Origin of the sequence: Streptomyces clavifer, from assembly GCF_036345975.1 — a bacterium.
Taxonomy (GTDB): Bacteria; Actinomycetota; Actinomycetes; order Streptomycetales; family Streptomycetaceae; genus Streptomyces; species Streptomyces clavifer.
Map to the genome: position 1 here is coordinate 4,291,279 of NZ_CP107793.1, position 26,598 is coordinate 4,317,876.

Below are 26,598 nucleotides of genomic sequence, written 5' to 3' on the forward strand. Positions count from 1 at the left end.
CGCGGGCTCAGGCGATGGCGCCGGCGAACTGGCTCGCGCCCGACTCCGTGCCGTCCGCGTACAGGACGGTGAAGCGGTAGAAGAGCGTCGTCGCCGTCGGCTGGTGGGCGTCGTGCCAGGACATGGGGTGGTCGATCCCGCCCGTGCCGACGAGGTCGAACGTCCCGTTCGCCGGGTTCCAGCGGTGGACGGCGAAGCCGGTGGCCTCGCTGCCGTTCTCGTTCGTGGTGTCCTCGAGGTACAGGTCGAAGTAGCTCGGCCCGTTGGCGCGGATCCAGGTGAAGGGCGAGCCGGTGGCGGGCGGGGCGGTCGGACGGAGGTCCAGCTCGGTGACGGCGGTGACGGTCGCGCCGGTGTCCGGGGTGAGCTGGTTGCCGTACTGGTCGACGCCCACCACGGCGTAGCGCACCTGCTGGCCGTCGGCGGGCGTGACGTCGTGCCAGGTCGTCCCGGTGAGCCACGGGCGCTCGTTGGTGCGGTCGCCCACCGGGGTGTAGGTCCACTCCCCGTCGGCGAACGTGCCGCGCAGCACCCGGTAGTGGTCGAGGGACGGGTCGCCGCTCGCCTGCCAGGAGACCGTGACGCCGTTCTCCTTCGGGACCGTCGTGACGCCCTCGATCGCGGCGGGGGAGGTCGTGTTGCCCGTGACGGCGACCTGGAGGTCCTGGGAGGGGGTGCCCGGGTTGCCCTCCCAGTCCTTGGCGACCACCCAGTAGTAGTAGGTGCTGCCGGGCGTCACGGTGTTGTCGACGAAGGTGCTGGTGTCGCGCAGTCCCTGGGCGATCTCCGACACCCTGGTGCCCGCGGAGCGCGGCTTGGGCGACCGGTGGACCGAGTAGCCCGCGAAGTCGCGGCTGGTCTGCTCGGAGGCGTCCCAGGTCACGGTGACCCCGGTCTCGCCCTCCGAGGCGTGTGCGCCGAGCGGGGTGTCGACGGGACCGGTGAGGTCGTCCGAGTAGTACTCGGCGGTGCCCGAGGCGGGGGATTCGTTGCCGTGCGTGTCGACGGCGGTGACGACGTAGTAGTAGATGTCACCGGTCTGCGGCAGCGGTCCGGTGTAGCCGCCGCCCGAGGAGGCCAGCCTGTTGGCGGGGGTGAGGGCGACCGGCACGGAGGTCGAGCGGTACACCCGGTACTCGGCGAGGTCGGGCTCGGTGTTGCTGTCCCAGTAGAGGGTGATCCTGGTGGGGGAGCCCATCGCCCAGTTGTCCTCGACGCCCTTGGGGGCGGCCGGGGCGATGCGGTCGACGGTGGTGACGCCGAGGTCGGCGGTGCCCGCGGAGGTGTTGCCCGCCCTGTCGTGGGCGCGGACCTCGTAGTAGTAGACGTTGCCGTCCTTCGGGACGGTCGTGTCGGTCCACGTGGTGGAGGTCGTCGTCGCGATCGGCTTCGTGGGGAAGGAGGCCCCCTTCAGCCGCCGGTACACGCGGTACCCGGCGAGGTCCATCTCCTTGTTCCCGGCCCAGCCGACCCGCGTGGACGTCGTCGCCGTGTCGTAGGCCGCGGTCGTCCCGGTGGGGACGAGCGGCTTGACCTTGTCGACGGCCGCCGTGGTGCGCGGTGTGTACGCGAACTTGACGCCGGCGGCGCCGGTCCAGTTGACGAAGTCGACCCGGAGGCTGTGCTTGCCCGCCGGAATGGTCACGTTGACGGTCTTGGAGACGGTGGAGGAGACGTTCTTCCACACGTCGACCTTGCGGACGCCGTCGACGTAGACGCGTATGCCGTCGAGAGCCGATGCGCTGAAGGCGAAGGGCCCGCCGGAGCCGAAGTCGCGGGTCATGGACCAGCGGACGCCGAAGTTGTTCGCGGGCATGCCCTTGACGCCGGGGGCGCCGGTGCCCCAGTTCTGGTCGATCACGGAGTCGCAGTCCGTGCCCCTGGGAGTCCCGGTGAACGTGGTGTTCGCGTAGAACGTCCGCTTGAAGACGGGCGATGCGCAGGTCACGGCTGCGGAGGCCGGGGCTGCCGCGGTGAGCAGGCTGCCCGCGGTGGCGAGTACGACGGCGCTCGCGGTGGCGACCGTCGTGCCTCTGGGTCGGTTCATTCGTTCCTTCGGTCTTGATCGTCTGTGGCAGGAATGCGTCTGCCGACGATCAAGACCTATGAGGAATGGTCATGGTTGTAGTCACTGGCCGAGACCGCCGTTGCTCTTCAGCAGCTGCCCGTTGACCCACTGCCCCTGCGGCGAGCAGAGGAAGTCCACGAGGTGCGCGGTGTCCTGCGGGGTGCCGAGGCGGCCGAGCGGAGTGGCTGCGGTGAGCACCTCCTTCGCCTCGTCGGGCATCCAGCCGGTGTCCACCGGGCCGGGGTTCACGGAGTTGGCCGTCACGCCGAGGTGGGAGAGCTCGTGCGCGGCGGCCAGCGTGATGCGGTCCAGAGCGCCCTTGCTCGCGCCGTACGGGAGGTTGCCGACCGTGTGGTCGCTGGTGAGGGCGACGATCCGGCCGGTGCCGGGCGCGCCGCGGAAGCGCAGCCCGAATTCGCGGATCATCAGCCAGGTGGCACGGGCGTTCACGGCGAAGTGCCGGTCGAAACTCTCGATGGTGGTGTCGAGCAGCCCCGAGTCGACCGACTCGCAGTGGCACATCACGAGCGCGGTGACGGGCCCCAGGCGCCGCTCCGTCTCGTCGTAGATCCGCGAAGGGGCGTCCGGGTCCGCGAGGTCCGCCTCGACCGCCACGTGGGCGGCGCCGTGCTCGGTGAGCATCAGGCCGATCGCGTCGGTGGCGCCGCGCTCCACCCCCCAGTCCATGCGCCGGTCGTACGGGCTCCAGTAGGTGAAGGCGATGTCCCAGCCCGACGCCGCGAGCTGCCGCGCGATGCCGGCACCGATGCCGACGGTGCGGCCCACTCCGGTGATCAGGGCGAGCGGGCGACGTGCCGTGTCGTTCTCGTCCATGGTGGTCACAGACGGACATGGTGCGGGACGGCCGGCGGTCGCGGCAACCGCTTTGCGCCCTGCCGGACTTCACGGCGGCGGTCCCCCCGCTCGCTCGCTCGGACCGCGGCGGGCACGGCTTCTGCGGGCGGGCGGGCGCGAACCCGGGGTACCCCTATGGCGCGGGCGGGGCCCCGAGGAACTCGATGATCTCGGGGGCGATCTTCCTGGGCGCCATGACGACCGCTCCGTGATTGAGCCCCTTCAGGGTGCGGTGCCGGGCATCGGGCAGTACCTCGGTCAGTGCCTGTGCGGCCCGTCCGAATCCCTCCGGGCTCCTGGATCCGGTCAGCACCAGGACCGGGGCCTTCACCGCGGACCAGGGCTTCGGCTCCAGCGGCCTGCCCCGCTGGGTGTCACCCATGACGGCGAGGTCGTACGGCAGGGTGTGGGCCATGCCCGTGAGGGTCCGCCAGACGCCGGGCATCAGCCGCATCGATCCGACCATGAACGCGGGCATGTTCTGCGCCTGGACCATGAACGCCTTCACGGCCTCGCTGCGCCGGTCCTCGGCGAGCAGGGTGCCGATGTGGCCGGCGAAGCCCTCGGGCGGACCGAAGTCGTCCCGGGTGACGGAGAACGGCGGTTCGTAGAGCGCGAGCCGGTCCACGTCCAGACCGGCGGCGGCCGCACGCAGCGCGAGGACCGCGCCGGAGGAACTGCCGAACACGGAGGCGGAGCCGCCCGCGTGCCCGATCAGGGCCGCTATGTCCTCGACCTCCCGCTCCACGGCGTAGGAGGCACCGTCGGAGCTGGCTCCCCGGCCGCGGCGGTCGTAGTTGATGACGGTGAAGTGCCCCGCGAGGATGCCCGCGAGCTTCCTGGTGTCGGAGCGGTCGGCCAGGGCCGAGGACACCAGGATCAACGCGGGTCCACGGCCCGATTGTTCGAAGGCGATCGATGTGCCGTCGCTCGACCGGACCTCGGTCTCGACGGTTCTCCCACTGGCTGTGGACATGTTTCCTCCGGGTGATCGGTAGCCGTCTGCAGGGGGTAGACCGGAGCGGGGGCGAAAACTCATCGGCGGGCCTCTTCCGGACCGAGACGTGCCGGCCGCCGTGCCGAACATTTCCGCGTTACCACTTCCCGGTTCACCGGAGTGCGCAACTCCACCCCCCAAGTACACGACAGTGCGCAGTCGTTCCGGGACGCTGGTCACCGCAGGTGAGGGCCGTCAGGCTCTGCTCATGGAACAGAAGAGTTCACCGGGCCCGACGCCTTCCTGGGTCCCCGCCAGTGGGCACGCCCTTCGGCACACGGGCATCCACTTCGACACCGTGCGCATCGCCGGGCTGCCGGGTGAGCAGGTGGCGTCCGAGCTGATGCGGTTCACGGACTTCCGCGCGGGTCCGATCGTGCGGTCCGGGACCGGTGAGCGGAGCGTGTACTTCCTGTTGCCGCCGCACAGCGCGGCCGTGTACCGGTGGCCTGCCGGGGCGCGGCTGATGGGCAGGGACGCGCGGTGCGACGCCTTCGTGGGCGTGCCCGCCCTGGACGGGCGGACGTGGCCGCTGGAGTGGCGCTCGCGGCCCACGGCCGAGACACCGTTCGTGGATGCCGGGCTGCTGCACGAGCTGGCGACCCTGACCCTGGAGGGTGCCTGATCGAATGCGTGTGCCTACGGCATATGTGTAAGGGGTGTGCGCGTCGTGCAGTAACGTGATCGTGTCATTACGCTCTGTGCGCACGGGTGCGCAGGGCGGCCCCCGGAGGTGCTACCAACACCGGCCCGGGGACCTACACCCACGAGTGGAGAGAACCCACCGAGATGATCCGGCATGTTATCGCGCCCTCCCGGCGCTTCACCAAGGCTTCGCACGATGTCGTGCGCCATCCGCGACTCACCAGCGACGCGAAAGTCCTCCTCCTCTATGTGCAGGGCCTCCCCGACGAGCAGAGCGAGAAGCCGCTGAGCGAGCTCGCGCGGCAGCTCGGGATCACGGGCCGGGCGTACCAGAAGACCAAGCAACTCCTCCTCGGCCACGGCTTCCTGCACGAGCAGCGGCGGCAGGGGGACCGCGGGCTGTGGACCACGGCGCAGCTGCTGTCCAACGTGCCTCTGACGGCGGAGGAGGTGGCCGGGATCCGGACCTCCGAGGGGGCACCGGCGGCCCTTCCGGTCCCACCGGTGCCTCCGGGTGTGCAGGCTCCGGTGGTCGGTGCGCCAGCGGATCGGGCGGTCGGCCGCCAACTACCGGTAGACGAAGAACGTGAGAAGAACTATCCCCGCCCACCCTCCGAAGCGGAGCCGGAACCTGGGCCGCCGCCGCCGCCGGAGTCGAGTCCGGAGCGGGCCCCGGAGCCGGAGCCGGAGCCCGAGCCGGAGTCGGCGGACGTCGTGGAGGGCGAGAAGGTGTTGCTGTCGCTGCGGCACGTACGCCGCGAGCTGTACCTCGGCGCCAAGGAGGCCCGCGGCCTCGCGGCCCTGGCGGGCCAGTGGCTGCTGCGCGGGATCACGGCGGCCCAGCTGCGCCAGGTGCTGACGAGCGAACTGCCGGAGGGCGGGGTGCGGTCGGCGGTCGGGTTCCTGCGGTACCGGCTCGTGAACAAGATGCCGGAGGAGGTCCGCCGGCCCGAGCCGCGACCCGATCCGCGGGCCGAGGCGCTGCGGGTCGCCCCGCTGATCGCCTGTGCCGGACCCGGGGACGACCACGTGTTCCGTGCGCTGGACGGCGAGACGCACTGCGGGGACTGCCGGCGCGAGGAGGCGGTGCGGCAGTGGCAGGCGCGGCGGGCGCGGGAGGCGCTGCTCCCGGCGGACCGGTCGTGGCGGGAGCGGTTCGCGGCAGTCGCCGCAACGGCCGGTGATCCGTGCTGACCGTACGATCAACTGGCCGGGCAGCCAGAGGACTTCACCGGAAGGGCGGCGCGGCGCAGCACCCTTCCGGGCAGCGGGGCGAGGACAATGGCGCACGCGCCATGCAGAGGTGACGAAGCCCTCTTCCGCGCTCGCGACCCCGCTCAGCCGTCGCCGCGACAGTCGGAGATGTGGCAGACGAAGGAGGATCCGTGGTGGATGTCCCGGTGGACCAGGTGACCGGCACCGTCGACAGGGCTCGTGTGCGGGCCCAAGAGCAGCTTCTTGACGCGGGACGGGAGATGTTCGGCGTCTACGGCTACGCGCAGACGTCGGAACAGGCGCTCTGCGAGGTGGCCGGAGTCCCGGAGGAGGTGCTCTGGGAGGAGTTCGGCTCCAGGGAGGGCGTGCTGATCGCCCTGCACAACCAGGTGACGACGTCCGGGCTGCGGGCGGCGGAACAGGCGCTGCTGTCACCGGGGATGGACGACTGCCCGGTGGAGCAGCGGTTCCGGATCCTCTTCGACGCGTACGTGTCCGCGGTGACGCGGGACCTGCGCGAGGCCCGGGTGACGTTCGTCGAGGTATTGGGTGTGAGTCCGGCCGTCGACGAGCACTGCAAGCGGTGGCGGGACCTGTGGGCCGACTTCCTGACCGGCGAGGCCGAGCGGGCGGCGGTCCGCGGCGAGGCGGAGGAGCGGGACCACCGGGTGGTGGTGATGGTGATGGTCGCCACGGTGCACGAGCTCATGGCCCACCACAGCCGCCGCCCCCGCAGGGCCCGGCCGGAAGAGGTGTCGGCGGAACTGACCCAGCTGGGGCTGGCGATGCTGGGGAGGGAGCCCGGATAGCGGCCCGAGGACATCCGGGGCCGGCTGACGGCGCGCGGCGTGTGCCGCAGAGGCCCGCCGGGGCGGGTGGGGTGACCCGGCGGGCCTTCGGGGCGGCCGGGTCAGGCGGGCGCCGGACGGCCGGGCAGGGGGTGCGTCAGGAGGAATTCGGTCGCCCGGGCGATGGCCTCGGCGGAGGTGGGGTGGACGGCCTCGGACTCCTCCTCCCGCTGGTCAGCGGCGGTGGCGGTGTACCACCAGGCGTCGGCGTCCGGGTCGTGGTGGATGACGGCCGAGCCTCCTGCGTAACGGAGGGGGACGGACTCGCCGGCGGATTTCTTGACCACGGCGTACGGCCACTTGAGACGGGCGGACTGGCGCTTGATGCCACCCCAGGCGGCGCCCAGCTGGGTGTAGTTGGCCCCGTTGCGGCCCGCGACGGTGGCGGCGCTCTCGGCCAGCCTGTCGACGGACCGTCTGGTCTCGTGCAGGGACCGCAGCAGGGCCAGCTGGACGTCGGGGGAGGCCATCAGGGCGGCGTCGAAGGGCTTGCCGGCGGTGCGGTAGGCCAGTGCGCGCGTGGAGATCCGCTCGGCCAGCGCGCGGGCCGCTTCGAGCACCTTGTCGTCCATGGTGAACGTGTCGTCGTCGGTGGGTTCACTCCAGGGGGGTTCCACCAGGGTGGTGACGGTGGACCAGAAATTCTCGTCGTCCCTGTCGGGGACGGGGATCGCCGCTGCGTCGTCCATGCGACAAGGTTATCTGTCGATCGGATCGCTTGACAAGGAAAACTGTCAACGAGGTCGGCGACAGCTTGGATTGTCGTCGCCCCGGCCTGATGTCGGCGGTCAGGGGCGGGCCGGCGTTTCCCGTCGCGGGCGCGTTGCACGCGGGTGGCGACCCCTGGCCCGATGCCGGCCCTGGGATCCACGGGCCGGTGGCGTAGTTCGGGGGCCGCGGCGGACCTCGCGCCGGTCGCCCGCGGTCAGGACCCGCAGGGTCGGCTGCCCGTCCCCGATGGTGTCCACGGCGCGGCCCGAGATCCGTCCGGGCCGGTGCGGACGCAGGTCAGAACCTGATACGGGCGGCCACGGGCAGATGGTCGCTGCCCGTCCCGGGCAGCGACCAGACGCGGGTGACCGTCGCCGACCGGGCCATGACCTGGTCGATCCGGGCCAGGGGCAGCTTCGCCGGCCAGCTGAACGCGAAGCCGGACTCGGCCCCGGCCAGTTGTGAGGTGACCGGTTCCAGCCCCCGGTCGTCCAGGGTGCTGTTGAGGTCTCCGAGGAGGATCACCCGGTCCAGCGGCTCGGCGGCGACGGCCGCACCGAGGAGGGCCGCGCTCTCGTCCCGCGGGCCGGAGCTGAATCCGCTGCCCGGACCCAGCCGGACCGAGGGCAGATGCGCGACGTACACGGCGACCTCGCCCCGTGCCGTCCGGGCCGTCGCCCGCAGCCCGCGGTCCCAGCCGTCCCCGACGGACTCCGGTTTGATGTCCACCTTCCGCACGTCGGACAGGGGGTGCTTCGACCAGAGCCCGACCGTGCCCCGGGCCGCGCGGTGCGGATAGTCCGCCGACAGGGTGGCCTCGTACGCGGGCAGAGCGGCGGGCGTCAGCTCCTCCAGGGCGATGAGGTCGGCCCCGGCCCGGAGCAGCGTGCGCACCGTGCCCGCCGGGTCCGGGTTCTCGTCGCTGACGTTGTGCTGGAGGACCGTGAGGGTGGGCGCGGAATCGTCGGCGGGGAGCAGATGACCGCCGAAGAGGCCGAGCCAGGCGGCGGCCGGCAGCAGGGTCGCGGTCAGCGCGACGTACGAGCGGCGCAGCAGGGCCAGGACGAGCAGGACGGGGACGGCCAGGCCCAGCCAGGGCAGGAACGTTTCGAGGAGGCTGCCCGCGTGGCCGGGCGTCTGGGGCACCGCGGGGTGGAAGACCAGGAGGAGGGCGGTGAGGACGGCCAGCAGCCCGAGGACCCGCCCCCTCCGCGAACCCCATGGCCCGCCGCTGTTCTCCGGCTTCGTCATCGCACGTTCCTCCCCGTTGCCGTCCACGCCGTCGCCGTCCCCCACCGGACCGGTTCCGGGCGGGCCCTGCGGCGCCTCAGGCGAAGGCGGGCACGCCCGCGTACGGGCCGCCCACTTCCCACGCCTGGTGCATCGCGTCCGCGAAGGCCCCGGCCAGTTTGTGCTCGCCGCTGGGGCCCGGGTGCGTGCCGTCGTACGTGTCCGTGCGGAGGTCGTATCCCGCGGGGTGCGAGGCCAGCAGGAGCGGGGAACGCGGGTCGTCCAGGTCGGCGACCACCTTGGCGAGCAGCATGTTGAAGCGGTCGCACTCGGCGGCGAAGGGTGCGTCGGACTCGGCCCGTATGTTCGGTATCACGGGCAGCAGCACCATCTTGACGTGCGGGTTCGCGGACCGGGCGGCGGTGACGAACGCCCGTGCGTTCCCGGCCGTCTGCTCGCTGTCCGTGTAGAAGCCGAGGTCGATCAGGCCGAGCGAGACGAGCAGGATGTCCGCGCGGGCCGCCGTGACCGTGTCCGCGATGACCGGAGCCATGTGGAGCCAGCCCTCGCCCCACCCGGCCAGGTGCCGCCTCGCGGGCGCCGGGAAGGCCGGGTCGCCGTACGCGTGGGACAGCGGGGCGTCCGCCCCGGTGTCGTACAGCCCGGCGCGCGGGCCCGTGATCGCGTACCCGCCGTCGCCGACGGTCGCTTCGAGGTGCTGCCACATGCGGTAACGCCAGGTGAAGTCACCGGCCTTGCCCACGGTCATGGAGTCGCCGACGAAGAGAAAACGCATGGCGCCATCATGGCCGATCACGGCTCCGGCCTGATACGTGACGGTGGACACTTGTGCCATGAGATCGCTGACTGTCTGCGCTGCCGCCGCCGTACTCCTCCTCACCGGGGCGGTGCCCGCCGCGGCGGACGACGGGGACGGGGCCGACCGGACCTTCACGATCGAGGACCCCCGGATCACCGAGTCCAGCGGCCTCGCCGCCAGCCGCCTCCACCCGGGGGTCTACTGGACGCACAACGACAGCGAGGACGGGCCCTACGTCTACGCCGTCGACTCCCGGACCGGGAAGACCGTCGCGACGATCACCATGCGGGGGGTGGGGGAGCCCCGCGACGTGGAGGCGATCTCGCTCGGGCCGGACGGCAGTCTGTACGTCGGGGACATCGGCGACAACCTCGGCGGGTCGTGGGACCACGTCTGGATCTACCGCTTCCCCGAGCCGAAGCAACTCGCGGACGCCACCGTCCAGGCCACGCAGTTCGACGTGAAGTACGCCGACGGGGCACGCGACGCCGAGGCGCTGATGGTCCATCCGAAGACGGGGCGGGTGTACATCGCGTCGAAGAACGAGGACGGCGGCGGTCTCTACGAGGGCCCCGCGAAGCTCACCACGGGCGGGGCCAACGTGTTCCGGCGGGTGGGCGAGGTGCCGTGGGTGACGGACGGGGCGTTCTCGCCGGACGGGAAGGACCTGCTGCTCCGCTCCTACTTCAGCACCCGGGGATACGCCTTCGAGGACGGCAGGCTCGGCGCGGACTACCGGGTGAGGGCGCCGATCCAGGGGCAGTCCGAGTCGGTGACGTACACGGCGGACGGCTCGGCGATGATGTTCGGCTCCGAGGGGGAGCGGAGCGAAGTGGTGCGGGTGGACGTCGAGGGCGGCGGAAGCGACGGGGGCGGCAGCAAGACGCCCTCCGGGGAGGACGGGGCGTCCTCCTCCGGAGCCGGCGGGGACGGGAAGCTCGGTGTGACCGGGGGCGCCGTGCTCATCGGCGTGATCGTGCTGGCCGCGATCGGCGTCAAGCGGCGGCGCGGCCAGGGGTGATGTGCCAGGGGTGATGAGCCGGGGGAGACGCGGCCGGGAGTGATGCGACCCGGGCCGTCCGCGGTGGCGGACACGGCGGGGCGCGGGGCCGGGCGCGGGATCAGTCGTCGTCGGTGAACGGGCGGAGCTCGTAGTGCAGCGTCCGGTCCCGCTTCACCCGGTGGACCAGCGGTACCACCACCCCCTGGAGGGCCGGGTGTTTGCGCGAGATCATCCGCGCCGCGTGGGTGTCCTCCGCCGAACCGGCCTGGAGCAGCCGGGCCCGGGCCTCGATCTGCGGCCCCGTGGGCCGGCCGCCCACCGTGCACGGACCGATCCGCACGACCGGGTGGTTGCGCATCCGGTCCACCTTCCAGGCCGAGGAGAACGTACGGATGTAGGCGTGATCGCCCTCGACGGCGATGTTGACGGGGGTGTGGACCTCGGATCCGTCCTGACGCCGGGAGCTGAGCAGAACGGCGTACTGCTTCACGAACGGCTCGAGCTCGCGGATCGTCTCCATACCTTCCATGGTCCACGGATCCGGTGCCGCGTCACTTCCGCGCGCGCTCCCGCACGAGCACTTCGAAGCCGTCGACGAGACGGCCGAGGCCGAACGCGAAGTGGTCGAACCCGTCTCCGAACGCGTCGTGGGGCAGTGCGGCCATCCGCGGATAGGCACCGCTCAGCATGGCCCGCTCCAGGTAGGGGCGCTGGTTCTCCCAGAAGGCCTCGTGGCTGAGGCCCGTCTCCCGGGCGGCCTCGGTGGCGTGGCTCTCCGTCCGGACGAAGCCCTCCACGTAGCTGTTGACCGTGATGATCACGCCGATCAGTTCGGGTCCGTCGAGACCCATGTCCTTCAGACCGGTCAGGGCCAGCTCCATGCCGCGCAGGGCGCTGGGACCGAGGACGGTGCGCGCCTGGTTGATCTTGAGGAGCCAGGGGTGGGCGCGGAGGTTGTCCCGGTAGGTCCGGGCCATCTCGTCGATGGCCCGCCGCCAGTCGTCCGGTACCTGTGATGCGTCCGCCGCGAGCGGTTCGCCCTGGACGCGGTCGAGCATCAGATCCAGCAGTTCGCCCTTGCCGGGGACGTACCGGTAGAGGCTCATCGTGCCCGTCCCGAGCTCGGCCGCGAGCCGCCGCATCGACAGGGCGGCCAGCCCCTCGGCGTCGGCGACGTCCACGGCGGTCGCGACGATCCGGTCCAGGGTGAGGCCTGGCCTCGGCCCCCGGCTGGGGCGTTCACCGGTGCCCCACAGCAGCTCCAGGCTGCGCGCGATGTCGCCGCTGCCGGTGGTGGTGCCGTCTGCCGCCGCTGCCGGTCCGCTCTTCGTCATGGCCTCAGGGTAAGCCTCCCGCATAGAACTGGGTACGGTGTACTCTCATTTGGGTACAGCGTACTCAGTGGCTGTCGGCAGCGACGGCCGAGAGGGGAGTGAGCCATGTCCGCATCCGGATACGCGGTGCTGGCCGAAGGAGTCGTGAAGCGCTACGGGGGCCGGAAGGGGGCGGCGGAGAAACGCGCGCTCGACGGATTCGACCTGGCGGTCCGCCCCGGGACCGTGCACGGCCTGCTCGGGCCGAACGGCGCGGGGAAGACCACGGCCGTGCGGGTGCTCGCCACCCTGCTCCGGTACGACGCCGGCCGGGTCGAGGTCGCGGGACTGGACGTGGCGCGCGAACCGCGGGGCGTACGGGGCAGGATCGGGCTCACCGGGCAGTACGCCGCCGTGGACGAGGTGCTCACGGGCCGGCAGAACCTGGAGATGTTCGGCCGCCTGTTCCACCTGGGCCGTGCCGGGGCGCGGCGGCGGGCCGGTGAGCTGCTGGAGCGGTTCGACCTGGTGGAGGCCGCCGGTAAAGGCGTCACGGAGTACAGCGGGGGCATGCGGCGGAGGCTCGACCTGGCCGCCTCGATGATCCTCGCGCCCGCGGTGCTCTTCCTGGACGAGCCGACGACCGGGCTCGACCCGCGTGGGCGGGGAGAGGTCTGGGACGCCGTACGGGCCCTGGTGGCGGGCGGTACGACCGTACTGCTGACCACGCAGTACCTGGACGAGGCCGACCGGCTCGCCTCGCACATCACGGTCATCGACCGGGGCCGGGCCATCGCCGACGACAGCCCGGACGGACTGAAGGACCGGGTCGGCGGGGACCGCATCGAGGTCGTCGCCGCCGAGGCGGCCGACCTCCCCGCGGTGGCGAAGGCCGTGGGTCGGGTGGCCGGCGGCGGGCTCGTGGTGACGGACGACACCGGCCGGCGCGTGCACACCCAGGTCAGCGACCGGGTGGCCGCGCTCACCGAAGTGGCGCGGGCCCTCCAGGACGAGGGCATCGCGGTCGAGGACATCGGGCTGCGCAGGCCCAGCCTGGACGACGTGTTCCTGCGCCTGACCGGACACGGCACGGATCTGGAGGTCGCGGCATGACCGTGCTCGAACTGAACGCCCGCACCGGCCCCGAGCGGAGCCGGGCCCACTGGTTGCTCGCCGACTGCTGGAACATCACCCGGCGCAGCCTCACCCACTACCAGCGCCAGCCCCTCGCCATCGTCTGGCAGCTCGGCTTCCCGATCGTCTCCGTACTGCTCTACGGATACGTCTTCGGCAGCGCGATGAAGGTGCCCGGGGGCGGCGACTACCGGGAGTTCCTGATGCCCGGCATGTTCGCCACGACCATGACCATGGGCTTCATGAACACCGCCATGGCCGTGGTGACGGACGCGGGCAAGGGGGTCATCGACCGGTTCCGGTCCATGCCGATGGCCCCCTCCGCCGTCGCCGTCGGGCGCGGGGCCGCGGACCTCGTGGTGGCCTGCGCCGAGCTGACGATCCTCGCGCTCACGGCACTCGCGATCGGCTGGCGGGCGGGCGGCGGACCGCTGGAGGCCGCGGGCGCCTTCGGGCTGCTCCTGCTGCTGCGGTTCAGCCTGATCTGGGTGGGCGTCTGGCTGGGGCTGATGGTTCCCACCCCCGAGTCGGCGGGTGGCCTGTACGCCGTCGCCTTCCCCGTCACGATGATCTCCAGCGCCCTGGTGGCGCCCTCGCTGATGCCGGGCTGGCTGGGCACCGCCGCCGCGTGGAACCCGGTCTCCTCGACGGTGACCGCGGCCCGGGAGCTGTTCGGCAACCCCGTGGCGAGCGGCGGCACCTGGGTCGAGGAGCACGCGCTGCTGATGGCGCTGGTGTGGCCGCTGGTGATCACCCTGGTGTTCCTGCCGCTGGCCGTACGCAGGTTCCAGCGCCTCAGCCGCTGACCTGCCGGGCCGCGGCGCGCCGGGCCGGTGCGGCGGGGGTGTTGGGCGCCTGCCCCAGGGCTCTCGCGCCGGGGTGGGCGCCGACCCGGGGCGGGCGCCGGACCGGGAGCACGGTCACTGATCACGACATGGGGGGAATTGTCTTATACCGTCGGAGGGCGGGGTGCGTGCACGCCGCAGCTCCCGCCAAGCGATCGACGGAGGCCCTGAAGTGGGCGAACTGGGGAGGCTGGAAGCCCTGCGGCTCGCAGGGCTCACCGCCGCTGCCGATCCCGGCATGGACCGGTTCGCGAGGCTGGTCTCCCGGTTCCTGCACGTCCCGGTCGCACTGGTGTCGCTCCTGGAGACGGACCGGCAGGTCTTTCCCGGGATGGTCGGACTCGCCGAGCCCTGGGCGGGGCGGCGCCGGACACCCCTGAGTCATTCCTTCTGCCAGCACGTCGTCGCCAGCGGCCGGCCCCTGATCCTCGATGACGCGCGGCAGAATCCGCTCACCTGCTACAGCCTGGCCATCCCCGACCTCCAGGTGATCGCCTACGCCGGTATGCCGCTGACCGACGCCGACGGACACGTCCTCGGGTCGCTGTGTGCCATCGACCACGTGCCCCGGAAGTGGACCGAGGACGAACTGCAGGACCTCGGTGACCTCACCGCCGCCTGTTCGGTGGAACTGCGTCTGCGGATCGCGAGCGAGCGGATCAGGCAGGACCGCGACCATGCCGGCCTGCTGCTGCGCTCCTCGGTCGAACTGGGCCACTCCCGTGACCTGACGGACATCACCAGGCGACTGCGCCGGCTGTTCCGCGGGCCCGCCGAACCGTCCTACGTGGGACTGCTGCTCGCGGACCACCGGGGGCTGTGGCGGGTGGTCGACCCGGAGAACGTGCTGCCGGTGGAGACCGTCATCGACCGTCTGGAGATGGACGCGGCCTTCCCCAGTACGCGGGCGATGCGGGAGCAGCGCACCGTCTTCGTCCCGGACCGGGACGCCCTCGTGGCCGGCTTCAGCCCCGAGGCGGTGGCGGGGTACGACTCCCTGGGTCTCCACTCCGCGCTCTGCGTGCCGCTGTCCCGGGGCCGTGGCGTGCTGATGTGGTGCTGGGACGCCGCCCACATCCTGGAGGTGACGGAGGAGGCGGTCCTCACCGCGGTGGCCGAGTACGTGAGCCAGGCGGTGGAGCGCACCCTGTTCGTCGAGGTCCGTCTCAGCACCGCCGAACAGCTGCAGGCCGCGATGCTGACCGAGCTCCCGACCGTGCCGGGCCTCGACATGGCCGCCCTCTACCTGTCGGCCACGGACCAGGACATGGTCGGCGGCGACTGGTACGACGCCTACCTGCTGCCGCACCCGGCGGCCGACCGGGCCGCCTTGATGCTGTCCGTCGGGGACATCATCGGCCACGACGTCCAGGCCGCCGCGGTGATGGGCCAGGTCCGCAGCATGCTCCGCCAGGCAAGCCTCGGACATCCCGCCCACTCACCCGCCGCCGCACTGGACGCCGTCGACCAGGCGTTCGACGCACTGCCCCTCGGCCCCGGCGCCACCGCCGTGCACGCCCGTCTGGACCCGCACGGTGACCGGTGGCGGCTGACCTGGTCCAACGCCGGCCATCCACCCCCGCTGCTGCGGACCCCCGACGGCCGGGTCTCGACCCTGGGGGAGCACGACCTCCTCCTGCTCGGTTCCAGGGACGGCCCCGCCCGCCACGACCACACGCACGAACTCCTCCCGGGCAGCGTGCTCCTGCTCTACACCGACGGGCTGGTCGAGCGCCGTGACAACGACATCGACGTGAGTATCCGGCAGACGGCGTCCACCCTGTCGGCCGAAGGCGACCGGCCACTGCCACACCTCCTGGAGGCGCTCTCCCTGGGGCTGGAGGACGTCCCGCAGCGCGACGACGTGGCGGTGCTCGTCGTCCGCGTCACGGGCGGGAGCTGAACGGCCCCCGGGCGAGCCGCACACCACGCCCGTGCGCCGGCTCACGGGTGCCCCGGTCGAGGGGGTGCCGCTACAGTGCCCGACCGTGACCGCCTTCGACTTCCTCCAGAGCACCCGGGCGTCGTACGACGCCATCGCCGACGAGTACGCCACCCGCTTCCGGGGCGAGCTGGCCGCCAAGCCCCTCGAACGGGCCCTGCTGGTGGCGTTCGCCGAGCTCGTACGGGACAACGGCGGCGGGCCGCTCGCCGACGTGGGCTGCGGCACCGGCCGGGTGACGGGCTTTCTGCACGGTCTGGGCGCCGACGTGTTCGGCATCGACCTGTCCCCGGGGATGCTGGCTGCGGCCCGGCGCGATCACCCGGAACTGCGGTTCGAGGAGGGGTCCATGCTCGCACTGGACCTGCCGGACGGCGGACTCGGCGGGCTGCTGGCCTGGTATTCCACGATCCACGTACCCGACGGGCAACTTCCGGGAGTGTTCGCCGAGTTCTTCCGGGTGCTCGCCCCCGGCGGCCACCTCCTGCTGGGGTTCCAGGCGGGTGACGGGGTGCTGCGTCGCACGGAGGGGTTCGGGCACGACATCGACCTCGACTTCCGCCGCCGCGATCCGGAGTGGGTGGCCGGACGCCTGACCGGGGCGGGGCTGACGGTGAGTGCCCGGGTGGTGCGCGAGATCGACGACACGGGCGACTTCCCCGAGACGACCCGCCAGGCCTTCCTGCTGGCGCGGAAGCCCGTTGTCAGTGGTGGGCGGCAGGATGGTGACACCGACTGAGGAGGGGGCTCCGATGGGGACCTGGGGCATGGGCCATTTCGACAGCGACGCGGCCGCGGACTTCGCGGGAAGTCTGGACGACGCGCCGTCCGACAAGCGCGAGAGCGTGATCAGGGAGGCGTTGACCTTCGTCGTCGGGACGGGACCCGAGGAGTACCTCGACGCCGACGGCGCTGTCCTGGCGGTGGCCTCGGCGGCGCTGCTCGCGGCCCAACGGCAGGGCGGCACCCCTGTGGACACCGCGTACGGCCCCGACGAGCCACTGCCCCGGTTCGCCCCCGACCTGGGCCCGCTGGCCGTGCTGGCCCTGGACCGGGTCGTCGCGGACGAGTCCGAGCTGCGGGAGCTGTGGGCGGACGTGGGACAGGACGAGCAGTGGCGTGCGGGGGTGCTCGCCCTCCGCGAGGTCCTGGCGCGGGGTGCGGGTGGCGCGCAGGGAGCCGGGGAACAGGAAGCGGGCTGAGGGCCGACGACCCACGGCACCCGGCACTCGTCACGTCCGGCAGCGTGGTGGCCGGCACGGGCAGAACCTAGCTACGGGGCCGTCCGGCCTTCACCAGGGCGGCCACGTCGAGCGTCACCTCGGCGCCGATCGACTCCGGGAGCGTGACGGTCTGACCGGGAGCGTAGATCTGGTGGCTGTCGTACGTGCCGCCGGCGGGGACGGTCAGGACATGGATCCTGCTGTGTCTGCGGTCGACGATCACATACGCCGGGACCTTCGCCTCGGCGTAGGAAGTGACCTTGTTGCGCAGGTCGTTGTTGTAGTTGCTGGAGGTGACCTCCAGCACGAGACGGAACACGGCCGGGTCGTAGCAGTTGTTCTCGATCAGATGCTCGTCGAAATCCGCGTCGACGACGGCCAGGTCCGGGATGGCGTAGTCCTCGGGGCCGCCGGGCAGCCACAGGCCGATCGCCTGGAGGACCCTGGTCTCGTCGTTGTGGAGACCTGCGGCCAGGAAGGGGATCATGAGTGTGGTCAGCGCATTGGCGTGCGGGCCGTCCGGGGGTGGGGCCACGGTGATGACGCCTCCGATGATCTCGACGCGATAACCCGGAAGCTGCTCCGTGAGGTGGTTGGCCGTCACGAGCATGGGTTCCGGCTCATCGTCACAGGGGTGCTCGACTGCTGCTGCAGACATTGCGGGCCTCCTGGGATGGGCTGGTGTCGAGAGCGTCATCGTAGGACGGTGCGCCCCACTTCGTCCCGTAGGCGGTGCGTCACCCGACCGGATGACGCGGAACGGCCCCGCACTCATCACGTGTGCGGGGCCGTCTCGTACGCGGCGGTGTTACAGCTTGTCGATCACGTAGTCGATGCACGCGGTGAGCGCCTGGACGTCCGCCGGGTCGATCGCCGGGAACATCGCCACGCGGAGCTGGTTGCGGCCCAGCTTGCGGTAGGGCTCCGTGTCGACGATGCCGTTGGCGCGGAGCACCTTGGCGATCGCCGCCGCGTCGATGCCGTCCTCGAAGTCGATCGTGCCGATGACCTGCGAGCGCTTCGCCGGGTCGGTGACGAACGGGGTCGCGTACTTGGACTCCTCGGCCCAGCCGTACAGGTTCTGCGAGGAGGCGGCCGTGCGGCCGGTGGTGAAGTCCAGGCCGCCCTGGGTGTTCATCCACTTCAGCTGCTCGTTCAGCAGGAAGAGCGTGGCGAGCGCCGGGGTGTTGTACGTCTGGTTCTTCAGGGAGTTGTCGATCGCCGTCGGCAGCGAGAAGAACTCCGGGACGTGCCGGCCGGAGGCGTGGACACGCGCGGCGCGCTCCAGGGCCGCCGGGGAGAAGACGCCGATCCACAGGCCGCCGTCGGAGGCGAACGACTTCTGCGGAGCGAAGTAGTAGACGTCCGTCTGGGTGATGTCGACCGGCAGGCCACCCGCACCGGAGGTGGCGTCCACCAGGACGAGTGAACCCTCGTCGGCGCCGGCGACCCGCGTGATCGGGGCGGCGACACCGGTGGAGGTCTCGTTGTGGGTGAAGGCGTAGACGTCGACGCCCGCCTCGGCCTTCGGATCCGGGTGGGTACCCGGTTCGGAGGCGATGACGGTCGGGTCGGCCAGCCACGGGGCGAGCTTGGCCGCCTTCGCGAACTTGGACGAGAACTCGCCGAAGTTCAGGTGCTGGGACTTGTTCTCGATGAGACCGTGCGTCGCGACGTCCCAGAAGGCGGTGGACCCGCCGTTGCCCAGGACGACCTCGTATCCCTCGGGGAGGGAGAAGAGGCTGCGCACACCGTCGCGTACCTCGCCGACCAGGTTCTTGACCGGGGCCTGGCGGTGGGACGTACCGAGAAGAGAGGTGCCCGTGGCGGCCAGCGCGTCGAGCGCCTCCGTCCGCACCTTGGAGGGTCCGGCGCCGAAACGTCCGTCGGCGGGCTTCATGTCAGCGGGAATCTTGATATCGGCCACGATCCGGAGCGTAGTCCCTCCGTGACCCGGTGGAGGGCCGTGTCCGTCGGATGAGACGAGCGACACGGCCCGTGGCCGACATACCGAACAGAAGGATCAGCCGAGGTCGACCGGGAGCTCGTGCAGGTCGTTCTGGGTCACGATCGGCTTGTTGCGGAGCTCGGAGGCCGGTACCGCCAGGTCCAGCTCGGGGAAGCGCTCGTACAGCGCCGGAAGGGCCACTCCGGCCTCCATCCGGGACAGCGCGGCACCGGGGCAGACGTGCGGGCCGTGGCCGAAGGCGATGTGCCGGTTCGGGGAGCGGGTGATGTCGAAGTCGCCGGCGGTGGGCCCGTACTGCTGCTCGTCGCGGCCGAGCGCCCCGAAGGAGACGATCAGCGCCTCGCCCTTGGGCAGGACCCGGTCGCCGACCTCGATGTCCTCGGTCGCGAAGCGGATGAGGACGTGCGTGGTCGGAGTGTTCCAGCGCAGGGTCTCCTCGATCACGTTCTCCCACGGCACCTCCCCGTTCAGCACGCGCTTGCGCTGCTCGGGGTGGGTCTGGAGCGCCTCGACGACGTTGACGATCAGGCTGATCGTGGTCTCGTGACCCGCCGCGATGATCAGCTGCAGCGTGTTGACGATCTCCTCGTTGGTGAGGCGGTCGCCGTCCTCGGAGGCCGCGATCAGCGCGCTCGTCAGGTCGTCGCCCGGGTTCGCCCGCTTGCCGTCCACGATCTTCGTGAAGAGGCTGCCGAGGTCCGCCATCATCTGCGGCACCTCCTCCGGCGGGGTCTGCGTCGAGAAGAACTTCTCGAAGAGCTCCTTCAGCCGCGGGTGGTCGGCCGCGTCCACGCCCATCAGTTCGCTGATGACGTTCATGGGCAGCGGGTAGGCGAATTCGGCCTTGAGGTCGACGCGCTCGCCCTTCGGCAGCGCGGCGAGCCGGTCCAGGCTCGCGTTCGTCAGCGCCTCGATGCCCGCCCGGAGCCGCTCGACCCGCTTCACCGTCAGCGCCTGCGCGACCAGGGTCCGCAGCCTCCGGTGGTCGGCGCCGTCGACCGTCAGCATGGAGCGGCCCGGGTTGACCAGGCCGATCAGCGGCCAGTCCATGGGGATCTCGCCGCGCTGCCAGGCGTTCCAGACGTTGATGTCCTTGACCACACGGGGGTCGGTGAGCAGCTGGCGCGCCTCGGCGTGATGCGTGACCGCGTAGCAGTGCACCCCGCCGGGGAGCTCCACCTCGGCCAGCGGCCCGGCGGCGCGCAGTGCGGCGCTCTCACCGTCCAGGTCCGCGACGAGGGGATCGAGGACGATCCGGGTCATTTCTGGCCTCCAAGTGCAGGGGTCGGGGTGAAGCGCACCGGCAGCTCCGCCAGCCCGCGCAGCCACGGGGACGGGCGCTGGGTCAGCTGGTTCTCGGGCACGTCGAGGTCGATGTCCGGGAGCCGGTCCAGGAGCACCTCGATCCCCGTACGGGCGATGACCTCGGCGGTCTCCTGGGCCGGGAACGGGCAGCGGTGCTCGCCGTGGCCGAAGGAGAGGAAGGCGTTGTTGCCGCCGGTGAGCGTGGAGCCGTCGGTGCGTACCTGCGGGTCGGCGTTGGCGGCGGCGATGCCGAGGAGCAGCATGTCGCCGGCGCGGATGTGCCGTCCCCCGAGGTGGGTGTCGCGGGAGGCCCAGCGGCCGGCCACGTTCTGGGTGGGGGTGTCCTCCCAGAGCACCTCGTTCATCGCCTCGGCGACGCTGTGCCGGCCTCCGGAGAGCGATGCGGCGAAGCGGTCGTCGATCAGCATCAGCCGGAGCGAGTTGCCGATCCAGTCGGCGGCGGGCTGGTGACCGGCCGCCATCATGACCATGAGGTCCTGGGCGATCTCCTCGTCGGTGAAGCCGCCGGGGTCGTTCAGCATCCTGGTCGCGACGTCGTCGCCGGGCTCGGCGTGCTTGTCGGCCAGGAGCTGGTACATGGCCCCGCCGAGGTGCTGCTGGCCGGCCAGGGCCCGCTCGGTGCCGTTGATCATGTCGTTGAGCGCTCCCACGAGCGGCCCCCCGACCTCGTCGCTGAACCCGTAGAGCTTCGCCAGCACCCGGGCGGGGAGCAGCATCGCGTACTCGGCGATGATGTCGGTCCGTCCGGTCGCGCAGAACCGGTCGATGAGACCGTCGGCGAACTCCTCCGCGTACCCCTTCAGCGCGAACGGGTCGACGGCTTCCAGCGCGTTGCTGATCATGGCCGCGCGGACGGTGTGCCGCTCACCGACCGTGTAGAGGATCGACGGCTGCTTGCGGCCGATCATCGGCCGCAGCGGCCAGCCCTCGGGGATGTTGTCCCACTGGTTCCACAGGTCCGAGTCCCGGCTGAAGAGCACCGGGTCGTTGGTGACCTGGTGCAGCTCGCGGTAACCGATGATCAGCCAGGCGGGGATGTCACCGTCGAGCACGACCGGCGCGACCGAACCGTGGTCGCGGCGCATCTCCCGGTACACCTGCGCGGGCTCGGTCTGGAACCGTGGCCCGGACAGGGGGACGGAACCGTGGGACACGGGGCACTGGGTCACAGCGTTGGCTCCGGGGTCTTTGCGGCCGCCGGGGCAGGGCTTCCTGCCAAGGCCGCGTCCGCGGTCTTCGCACGGGCGACGGAGAGTGCGTGGAGGTGTTCGACGAGCGTGATCAGCACGTACTTGCTGGAGGAGCGGTCCCGGGCGTCGCACTCGACGAGCGGGACGTCGGGGGAGAGGTCCAGCGCCTCGCGGATCTGCTGCTCGGAGTGGAGCGGCCCGCCGAAGTCGTTGCACGCGACGATGAACGGGGTGCCGTGGTGCTCCAGCCGGTCGATCGCGTACCAGGAGTCGGCCAGGCGCCGGGTGTCGACGAGGACGACGGCGCCCAGGGTCCCGGAGAAGAGGCGGTCCCACAGGAACCAGAAGCGTTCCTGTCCGGGGGCGCCGAAGAGGTAGAGGACCGAGCGCGCGTCGAGCGTGATCCGGCCGAAGTCGAAGGCGACCGTGGTGGACGTCTTGGACTGCACGCCGTCGAGGTGGTCGACGGCCTCGCCCGCGCGGGTCATGGTCTCTTCGGTGTTGAGCGGACGGATCTCGCTCACGGAACGGACCATGGTGGTCTTGCCGACCCCGAAGCCGCCGACGACGACGATCTTCAGTCCGTTGTCGGCTGTCGCCTGCAGGGCGGCACGGTCAGAGGTTGCGGAGTCCAACGAGTACCTGTTCCAAGGTGTCGGTGTCGGGGAGCCGGTCCGCGACACGGGCAGTACGGGGGTGGCGGGCGCTGATCCGGCCGGTGTCGAGCATGTCGCAGAGCATGATGCGGACGATGCTGACGGGCAGGTTCAGGGTTGCCGAGATCTCGACGACCGCGGTGGGGCGTTGGCACATCCGCAGGATCGCGACGTGCTCCGACTGCATCCCGGGGTTCGGATCGCACTCGGCGACGACGAGCGTCACGAGGTCGAACGCGGCCGAGTCGGACCGGCTGCGGCCACCCGTGAGGGTGTACAGCCGGTCCGGGTCGTCGTCCCGTCCGGGGCGGGGGCGCGGAGGCGACGTCATACGTCCGCGGTTTCCGCGGCGTGGGCCGCTGCGTCGCCCGCCTCCGCGGGGGTCCTGGGCGGGGCGACGAGGTACTCGCCGAGCTGCTCGACGAGCTCGCTCATGTTGTGACCGACGAGACCGACGTCGGAGTCCTCCGCGGCGACGACCGCGAGGTGGGCGCCCGCGCCCGCCTCGACGATGAACAGCACACCGCCGTAGAACTCGGCCATCGCGGACCGCACGCCACCGGTGCCGTCACCGAACTCGATGGACGCGCCGTGCGACAGGCTCTGGATCCCGGCCGAGATCGCGGCCAGCTGATCGGCCTGGTCGACGGAGAGCTCGGGGGTGCGGCACAGCTTCAGGCCGTCCCTGGACAGGACCAGGGCGTGCCGGGCGCCGGGCGTGCGGTCCAGGAGCCCCTCCAGCAGCCAGTTGAGCTTCTCGTCGGTGGTCGCGGTCATCGGGTGTTGCCTTCCGGGTGCGGGGTGTTGGCTCGTACCGCCTGGCTGAAGGTGCTGAAGCGCGCGGCCTGGACCTTCGGGTCGGTGGCACGGGGCCTGGGGGAGTCGGCGCCGCCGTGAGTGGCGTTGCCGGTACGGGATTCGGCGGCGGCCAGGGTGCGGCCGCGGCGGCGCTTGGGCAGACCGCTGTCGCCGAACTGGGGCACGGCGCCGGTGGACTCGGACGCGGACTCCGAGCCGGACTCCGCCGCAGGCTCCGGCGCGGAACCCAGGGCGGAACCGGTCACGGACCCGGGCGCGGAGCCCTTCGCGGCTGCGGAGGAGCCCGGGGCGGCGGCCGTCGCGTGGTCCGGCTCCGGCTCGGGGCGGCCGGCCGCCGGGGCCGGGGCGGGTGCGGAGACCGGGGCGGGGATCGGAGCGCGGGAGATGAGCTCCTGCGGGAGCATCATCAGCGCGCCCGTACCGCCGCGCGCCGACGGCCGGAAGGAGACGGTCAGACCGTGCTTGCGGGCCAGCCGGCCGACGACGGCGAGGCCGAGCCGGGTGCCGGAGAGGCCGGTGAGGTCCTGGTTCTCGGCGGACACGGCACGCTCCGCGCGGCGCAGCTGCACATCGCTCATCACCAGGCCGCTGTCCTCGACGGTGACGACGATGCCGGCCGGGACCTCCTCGACGTACACGTGCACCTCGGCCGTGGGCGGCGAGAAGTTGGCGGCGTTGTCGAGGAGTTCGGCGAGTGCGTGCATGACGCCCTCGGCCGCGTGGCCGGCGATCGCCACATCGCTGGTGGAGTGCAGGCGGATGCGCTGGTAGCCGCCGATCCGCCCCATCGCGCCGCGCAGGATCGACTCCATGACGATCGGCTTCGCCCAGCGGCGGCCGGAGCGTGCGCCGGTCAGCACGGCGATGGAGTCGGCCAGACGGCCCGCCTGTGCGGTGCGGTGGTCCAGGTGCAGCAGATCGCCGAGCACGTCCTCGGCGGTGTGCCGGTGCTCCATCTCGCGCAGGTCGGCCAGCATGCTCGTGGACAGCGCCTGCATGCGGCCCGCCGCGTTGGCGCAGGCGGCGACCGCCGCGGCGCGCTCGGTCTCGCTGCGCCGGGCACGGGCGGTGAGCCGTGCGACCTCGGCGGTGAGCCGGTCGCCGCGCTCGGCTGCCTCCTCGGTGGCGCGGGCGACCAGGCCGTTGGCCTCGGCGGTGACGCGGGCGGTCTCGGCGGCGGCGGCCGCCCTGATCCGGGCCGTCTCCGCGGTGAAGCGCTGCGCCTCGGCCGCGGAGGACGAGACGAGCCGGGAGGTCTCGGCGGTGAAGCGTTCGGAGTCGGTGGCCCGCAGCGCGCGAAGGTTGCGCGCGGTGGCGAGCGTGTGGACGGTGACGGTCACCGCGACGCACAGCAGTACGGCAGCGGCGCTCGCCCCCCAGAACAGCGGGGTCCGTACCGAGGTGGGAGCGGCGGCGACCGCCCACAGGCACAGGGAACCGGTAACGGCTGCCGAAATCAGCAGAGCGAGTGCGGTTGGCCGGAGTGAAGGGCGCAATCGGAGTCCTCGGGGCGGACGGTTCGGGGGGAAGGGACAACCGGGACACTCGGTGTGACTGCAGTGAAAGTGTCACAACTGGAGCTGATTGTTCCTGATCAAGTCATGGCAACTATAGGAGAATTGACGAGTTGTTTGGGGGTTCCTTGTGGCCACTTCTGTTTGAAATCTGGCTTGAAAGTGACTCTGGCTGAGTGTTTCGGTCGTCGCCGTGGGGGTGAACGGGTGGGGTGAGTGTGAATTGCGTGCCGTATGTGACGTTATGTCCCCTGTGGGGGGCTGGAATTGTCACGATCGTCGCTCAGCGGCGGGTGGCCAGCTAGTGTGAGCGCTCCGGTGCAGCCGGCCCCCCGGGTCGCGCACTGCCGTATGACGCACCGCGCGCCTTGAAGGGGGAGGCGCCGGCGTGGGCCCCGACGGAGGACGCAGGCAACCGTGGACGCGCAAGGCCGTGGGCGGGACGAGGGAATCGACCCCGCAGACCAGTGGGTACTCAACCCGGACACCGGTGATTACGAACTGCGACTGACCCCCTCCACAGGGCGATCGGACGCACCGTCCTCCCCGGGAGGCGCCCCGGCACCGCCGGCGTCGCGCCGCCGCTCCAAGCCCGCCGCACCGCCCCCGGGCGGGCGGGCATCCGTGCCGGGCCAGCGCACCGCGCGCAGTGGCACCGACGCGCCCGACGACGACCCCCGGCCGGAGCAGCCGGAGCGGAAGCCGGGCGGCCGTGCCGCGAACCGGTCCGCCGGAGGCGGCCGGGGTGCCGCGGTGTCCACGGGGCGCCGCAGGCCGAAGCCGAAGAAGAAGGCCGGCAAGAAGAAGGCCCTGGTGTGGACCGGCGGTGTGATGGCGTTCCTGCTGGTGGGCGTCGGGACCACGGGCTACTTCGTCTACGAGCACTTCAACGGCAAGATCACGTCCGTCTCCAGTGACGGGGCCGGGACCGGTGGCTTCAGCAAGGACCGGGCCATCAACATCCTGGTGATCGGGACCGACAAGCGGACCGGTGCGGGGAACGAGGGCTACGGGGACAAGGAGAGCGTCGGTCATGCCGACACCTCGATCCTCTTCCACGTCTCCAAGGACCGTACGAACGCCACCGCGCTGAGCATTCCGCGCGACCTGGTGTCGACCGTCCCGGACTGCCCCACGACGCAGGACGACGGCTCGACGAAGGACATCCCCGGGACCGCGAACGCTCGCTTCAACACGAGCCTGGGGCAGTTCGACCGGACCCCCAGCTGCACCATGCGCACGGTCGAGGAGCTGACCGGCGTCAAGGCCGACCACTTCATGGTGGCCGACTTCAACGCGGTCAAGACCCTCAGCACCGCCGTCGAGGGGGTCGAGATCTGCCTCGACAAGGACATCGACGACGAGAAGTCCCACTTGAAGCTCGCGAAGGGCAAGCACACGCTGGAGGGCGAGGAGGCGCTGTCCTTCCTGCGCACCCGGTACTCCGTCGGCTTCGGCAGCGACCTCAGCCGGATCGAGCTCCAGCAGCAGTTCCTGGGATCGCTCATGCGCAAGCTGAAGTCCAACGACACCCTGACCAGTCCCACCAAGATGTGGAGCCTCGCCGAGGCGGCCACCGGGGCGCTCACCGTCGACGACAAGATCGCCGACATAAACGAGCTGCGCAAGCTGGGCATGGAGCTGGCCTCGGTCGACCCGAAGAACATCACGTTCACCACGGTGCCGGTGCTCGACAACCCGCAGGACAAGGCCACCGTCATACTCGACGAGTCCAAGGCCCCCCAGGTCTTCTCGATGATCCGCGAGGACGTCTCCTTCACCGCGGTGAAGAAGCAGGAGAAGGCCGCGGCGAAGGCGGAGGCGGCCGCCAAGCTCAAGGGCGAGATGGCCGACCCGGCGGACGTACGGGTCGACGTCTACAACGGTGGCGCCCCGTCCGGGTCCGCGCAGAACGCCCTGGACTGGCTGCAGAACGAGGAGGGCGTGCTGAAGTCCGCCAACAAGTCCAACGCCCCCCAGGACGTGAAGAAGACCCAGCTCGTCTACGCCCCCAACCAGGCGGACCAGGCGCGCAGGCTGGCCGACCTGATGGGCCTGTCGGCCTCGGTGATGAAGCCCACCGCGACGGACGCGGGCGAGATGGACCCGATGGTGCTGACCCTCGGCCCCGACTTCACGGAGGGGGGCACTCCGCTCGCGGCCCCGGAGAAGGCGCCGGCCGACATCCAGCAGGTCCAGGCGGACAAGGCGGTCTGCGCGAAGTAGCACCTCCGCCGCGCCGCCTCCGGGCGCGCGCGGGGCGGCTTCCGCGGGG

General features: G+C 71.5%; 26 protein-coding genes. 10 read left to right on the top strand and 16 right to left on the bottom strand.

What is annotated here, in order from left to right; all coding sequences use genetic code 11:
• Window positions 1–7 precede the first annotated feature (7 nt).
• The 3 genes from OG927_RS18735 to OG927_RS18745 form a co-directional block, all read right to left on the bottom strand.
• Window positions 8–2,047: a PA14 domain-containing protein gene (locus OG927_RS18735; protein WP_330320496.1), complete on the bottom strand. Its 2,040-nt coding sequence runs from the start codon at window positions 2,045–2,047 to the stop codon at window positions 8–10.
• A gap of 81 nt (window positions 2,048–2,128) precedes the next feature.
• Entirely contained in the window at window positions 2,129–2,902 is a 774-nt protein-coding gene (locus tag OG927_RS18740; protein WP_330321332.1) for an SDR family oxidoreductase, read from the bottom strand.
• A gap of 154 nt (window positions 2,903–3,056) precedes the next feature.
• Window positions 3,057–3,899, bottom strand: a complete 843-nt coding sequence (locus tag OG927_RS18745; RefSeq protein ID WP_056797055.1) for an alpha/beta fold hydrolase — start codon at window positions 3,897–3,899, stop codon at window positions 3,057–3,059.
• 229 nt (window positions 3,900–4,128) lie between these two features.
• Between OG927_RS18745 and OG927_RS18750 the strand changes: the two genes are divergently transcribed.
• From OG927_RS18750 to OG927_RS18760, 3 genes are all read left to right on the top strand, one after another.
• The gene (locus tag OG927_RS18750) at window positions 4,129–4,545 is read left to right on the top strand and encodes a hypothetical protein (RefSeq protein WP_056797787.1); all 417 of its coding nucleotides are present in this window, start codon (window positions 4,129–4,131) and stop codon (window positions 4,543–4,545) included.
• A 164-nt stretch (window positions 4,546–4,709) separates the two neighbouring features.
• Entirely contained in the window at window positions 4,710–5,759 is a 1,050-nt protein-coding gene (locus OG927_RS18755; RefSeq protein ID WP_330320497.1) for a hypothetical protein, read from the top strand.
• A 191-nt stretch (window positions 5,760–5,950) separates the two neighbouring features.
• Window positions 5,951–6,589: a TetR/AcrR family transcriptional regulator gene (locus OG927_RS18760; RefSeq protein WP_056797048.1), complete on the top strand. Its 639-nt coding sequence runs from the start codon at window positions 5,951–5,953 to the stop codon at window positions 6,587–6,589.
• Between the two features lie 101 nt (window positions 6,590–6,690).
• Here OG927_RS18760 and OG927_RS18765 read toward each other — a convergent pair whose 3' ends face one another.
• The 3 genes from OG927_RS18765 to OG927_RS18775 all read right to left on the bottom strand — a co-directional run bounded on the left by OG927_RS18765 (window position 6,691) and on the right by OG927_RS18775 (window position 9,425).
• Window positions 6,691–7,317: a hypothetical protein gene (locus tag OG927_RS18765; RefSeq protein ID WP_209469961.1), complete on the bottom strand. Its 627-nt coding sequence runs from the start codon at window positions 7,315–7,317 to the stop codon at window positions 6,691–6,693.
• A 319-nt stretch (window positions 7,318–7,636) separates the two neighbouring features.
• A complete protein-coding gene (locus OG927_RS18770) occupies window positions 7,637–8,590 on the bottom strand; it encodes an endonuclease/exonuclease/phosphatase family protein (RefSeq protein ID WP_330320498.1) in 954 nt (317 codons plus the stop codon).
• Between the two features lie 76 nt (window positions 8,591–8,666).
• Window positions 8,667–9,425 carry a GDSL-type esterase/lipase family protein gene (locus OG927_RS18775; protein ID WP_319104702.1) on the bottom strand — a complete coding sequence of 253 codons (759 nt, stop codon included), beginning with the start codon at window positions 9,423–9,425 and terminating at the stop codon, window positions 8,667–8,669.
• On the opposite strand from OG927_RS18775, the gene OG927_RS18780 reads away from it, so the two are divergent.
• The gene (locus OG927_RS18780; protein ID WP_056797040.1) at window positions 9,424–10,410 is read left to right on the top strand and encodes a hypothetical protein; all 987 of its coding nucleotides are present in this window, start codon (window positions 9,424–9,426) and stop codon (window positions 10,408–10,410) included. The genes OG927_RS18775 and OG927_RS18780 overlap by 2 nt on opposite strands.
• A gap of 100 nt (window positions 10,411–10,510) precedes the next feature.
• On the opposite strand, the gene OG927_RS18785 is transcribed toward OG927_RS18780, so the two are convergent.
• Both OG927_RS18785 and OG927_RS18790 read right to left on the bottom strand, forming a co-directional pair.
• Complete coding sequence (locus tag OG927_RS18785; protein WP_056797037.1) at window positions 10,511–10,912, bottom strand: PPOX class F420-dependent oxidoreductase; 402 nt, start codon at window positions 10,910–10,912, stop codon at window positions 10,511–10,513.
• Window positions 10,913–10,943: 31 nt separating this feature from the next.
• A complete protein-coding gene (locus tag OG927_RS18790) occupies window positions 10,944–11,726 on the bottom strand; it encodes a TetR/AcrR family transcriptional regulator (protein WP_319104697.1) in 783 nt (260 codons plus the stop codon).
• A 105-nt stretch (window positions 11,727–11,831) separates the two neighbouring features.
• On the opposite strand from OG927_RS18790, the gene OG927_RS18795 reads away from it, so the two are divergent.
• The 5 genes from OG927_RS18795 to OG927_RS18815 all read left to right on the top strand — a co-directional run bounded on the left by OG927_RS18795 (window position 11,832) and on the right by OG927_RS18815 (window position 16,828).
• Complete coding sequence (locus OG927_RS18795; protein WP_056797030.1) at window positions 11,832–12,818, top strand: ATP-binding cassette domain-containing protein; 987 nt, start codon at window positions 11,832–11,834, stop codon at window positions 12,816–12,818.
• On the top strand, window positions 12,815–13,645 hold the full coding sequence (locus tag OG927_RS18800) for an ABC transporter permease (RefSeq protein ID WP_330320499.1): 831 nt from the start codon (window positions 12,815–12,817) through the stop codon (window positions 13,643–13,645). Before OG927_RS18795 ends, OG927_RS18800 begins: the two co-directional genes overlap by 4 nt.
• A 211-nt stretch (window positions 13,646–13,856) precedes the next feature.
• The gene (locus tag OG927_RS18805; RefSeq protein WP_330320500.1) at window positions 13,857–15,587 is read left to right on the top strand and encodes a GAF domain-containing SpoIIE family protein phosphatase; all 1,731 of its coding nucleotides are present in this window, start codon (window positions 13,857–13,859) and stop codon (window positions 15,585–15,587) included.
• An 85-nt stretch (window positions 15,588–15,672) separates the two neighbouring features.
• Window positions 15,673–16,365 carry a class I SAM-dependent DNA methyltransferase gene (locus OG927_RS18810; protein ID WP_319101047.1) on the top strand — a complete coding sequence of 231 codons (693 nt, stop codon included), beginning with the start codon at window positions 15,673–15,675 and terminating at the stop codon, window positions 16,363–16,365.
• A gap of 13 nt (window positions 16,366–16,378) precedes the next feature.
• Entirely contained in the window at window positions 16,379–16,828 is a 450-nt protein-coding gene (locus OG927_RS18815; protein WP_209469957.1) for a DUF4259 domain-containing protein, read from the top strand.
• 67 nt (window positions 16,829–16,895) lie between these two features.
• Here OG927_RS18815 and OG927_RS18820 read toward each other — a convergent pair whose 3' ends face one another.
• The 8 genes from OG927_RS18820 to OG927_RS18855 all read right to left on the bottom strand — a co-directional run bounded on the left by OG927_RS18820 (window position 16,896) and on the right by OG927_RS18855 (window position 24,305).
• The gene (locus OG927_RS18820) at window positions 16,896–17,507 is read right to left on the bottom strand and encodes a Uma2 family endonuclease (RefSeq protein ID WP_330320501.1); all 612 of its coding nucleotides are present in this window, start codon (window positions 17,505–17,507) and stop codon (window positions 16,896–16,898) included.
• A gap of 150 nt (window positions 17,508–17,657) precedes the next feature.
• Window positions 17,658–18,776, bottom strand: coding sequence for a phosphoserine transaminase (gene serC / locus OG927_RS18825; RefSeq protein ID WP_056797017.1), 1,119 nt, complete (start codon window positions 18,774–18,776; stop codon window positions 17,658–17,660).
• A 96-nt stretch (window positions 18,777–18,872) separates the two neighbouring features.
• The gene (locus OG927_RS18830) at window positions 18,873–20,081 is read right to left on the bottom strand and encodes a cytochrome P450 family protein (protein WP_056797014.1); all 1,209 of its coding nucleotides are present in this window, start codon (window positions 20,079–20,081) and stop codon (window positions 18,873–18,875) included.
• The gene (locus OG927_RS18835; protein WP_056797011.1) at window positions 20,078–21,313 is read right to left on the bottom strand and encodes a cytochrome P450; all 1,236 of its coding nucleotides are present in this window, start codon (window positions 21,311–21,313) and stop codon (window positions 20,078–20,080) included. The genes OG927_RS18830 and OG927_RS18835 overlap by 4 nt, the downstream gene beginning before the upstream one ends.
• Window positions 21,310–21,969 carry a GTP-binding protein gene (locus OG927_RS18840; protein WP_056797008.1) on the bottom strand — a complete coding sequence of 220 codons (660 nt, stop codon included), beginning with the start codon at window positions 21,967–21,969 and terminating at the stop codon, window positions 21,310–21,312. Before OG927_RS18840 ends, OG927_RS18835 begins: the two co-directional genes overlap by 4 nt.
• Window positions 21,950–22,321, bottom strand: coding sequence for a DUF742 domain-containing protein (locus tag OG927_RS18845; RefSeq protein ID WP_056797007.1), 372 nt, complete (start codon window positions 22,319–22,321; stop codon window positions 21,950–21,952). The genes OG927_RS18840 and OG927_RS18845 overlap by 20 nt, the downstream gene beginning before the upstream one ends.
• Window positions 22,318–22,767, bottom strand: a complete 450-nt coding sequence (locus OG927_RS18850) for a roadblock/LC7 domain-containing protein (RefSeq protein WP_056797002.1) — start codon at window positions 22,765–22,767, stop codon at window positions 22,318–22,320. Before OG927_RS18850 ends, OG927_RS18845 begins: the two co-directional genes overlap by 4 nt.
• Entirely contained in the window at window positions 22,764–24,305 is a 1,542-nt protein-coding gene (locus OG927_RS18855) for a sensor histidine kinase (RefSeq protein WP_124281447.1), read from the bottom strand. The genes OG927_RS18850 and OG927_RS18855 overlap by 4 nt, the downstream gene beginning before the upstream one ends.
• Before the next feature lie 435 nt (window positions 24,306–24,740).
• On the opposite strand from OG927_RS18855, the gene OG927_RS18860 reads away from it, so the two are divergent.
• Entirely contained in the window at window positions 24,741–26,549 is a 1,809-nt protein-coding gene (locus tag OG927_RS18860; protein ID WP_330320502.1) for an LCP family protein, read from the top strand.
• Window positions 26,550–26,598: the final 49 nt, after the last annotated feature.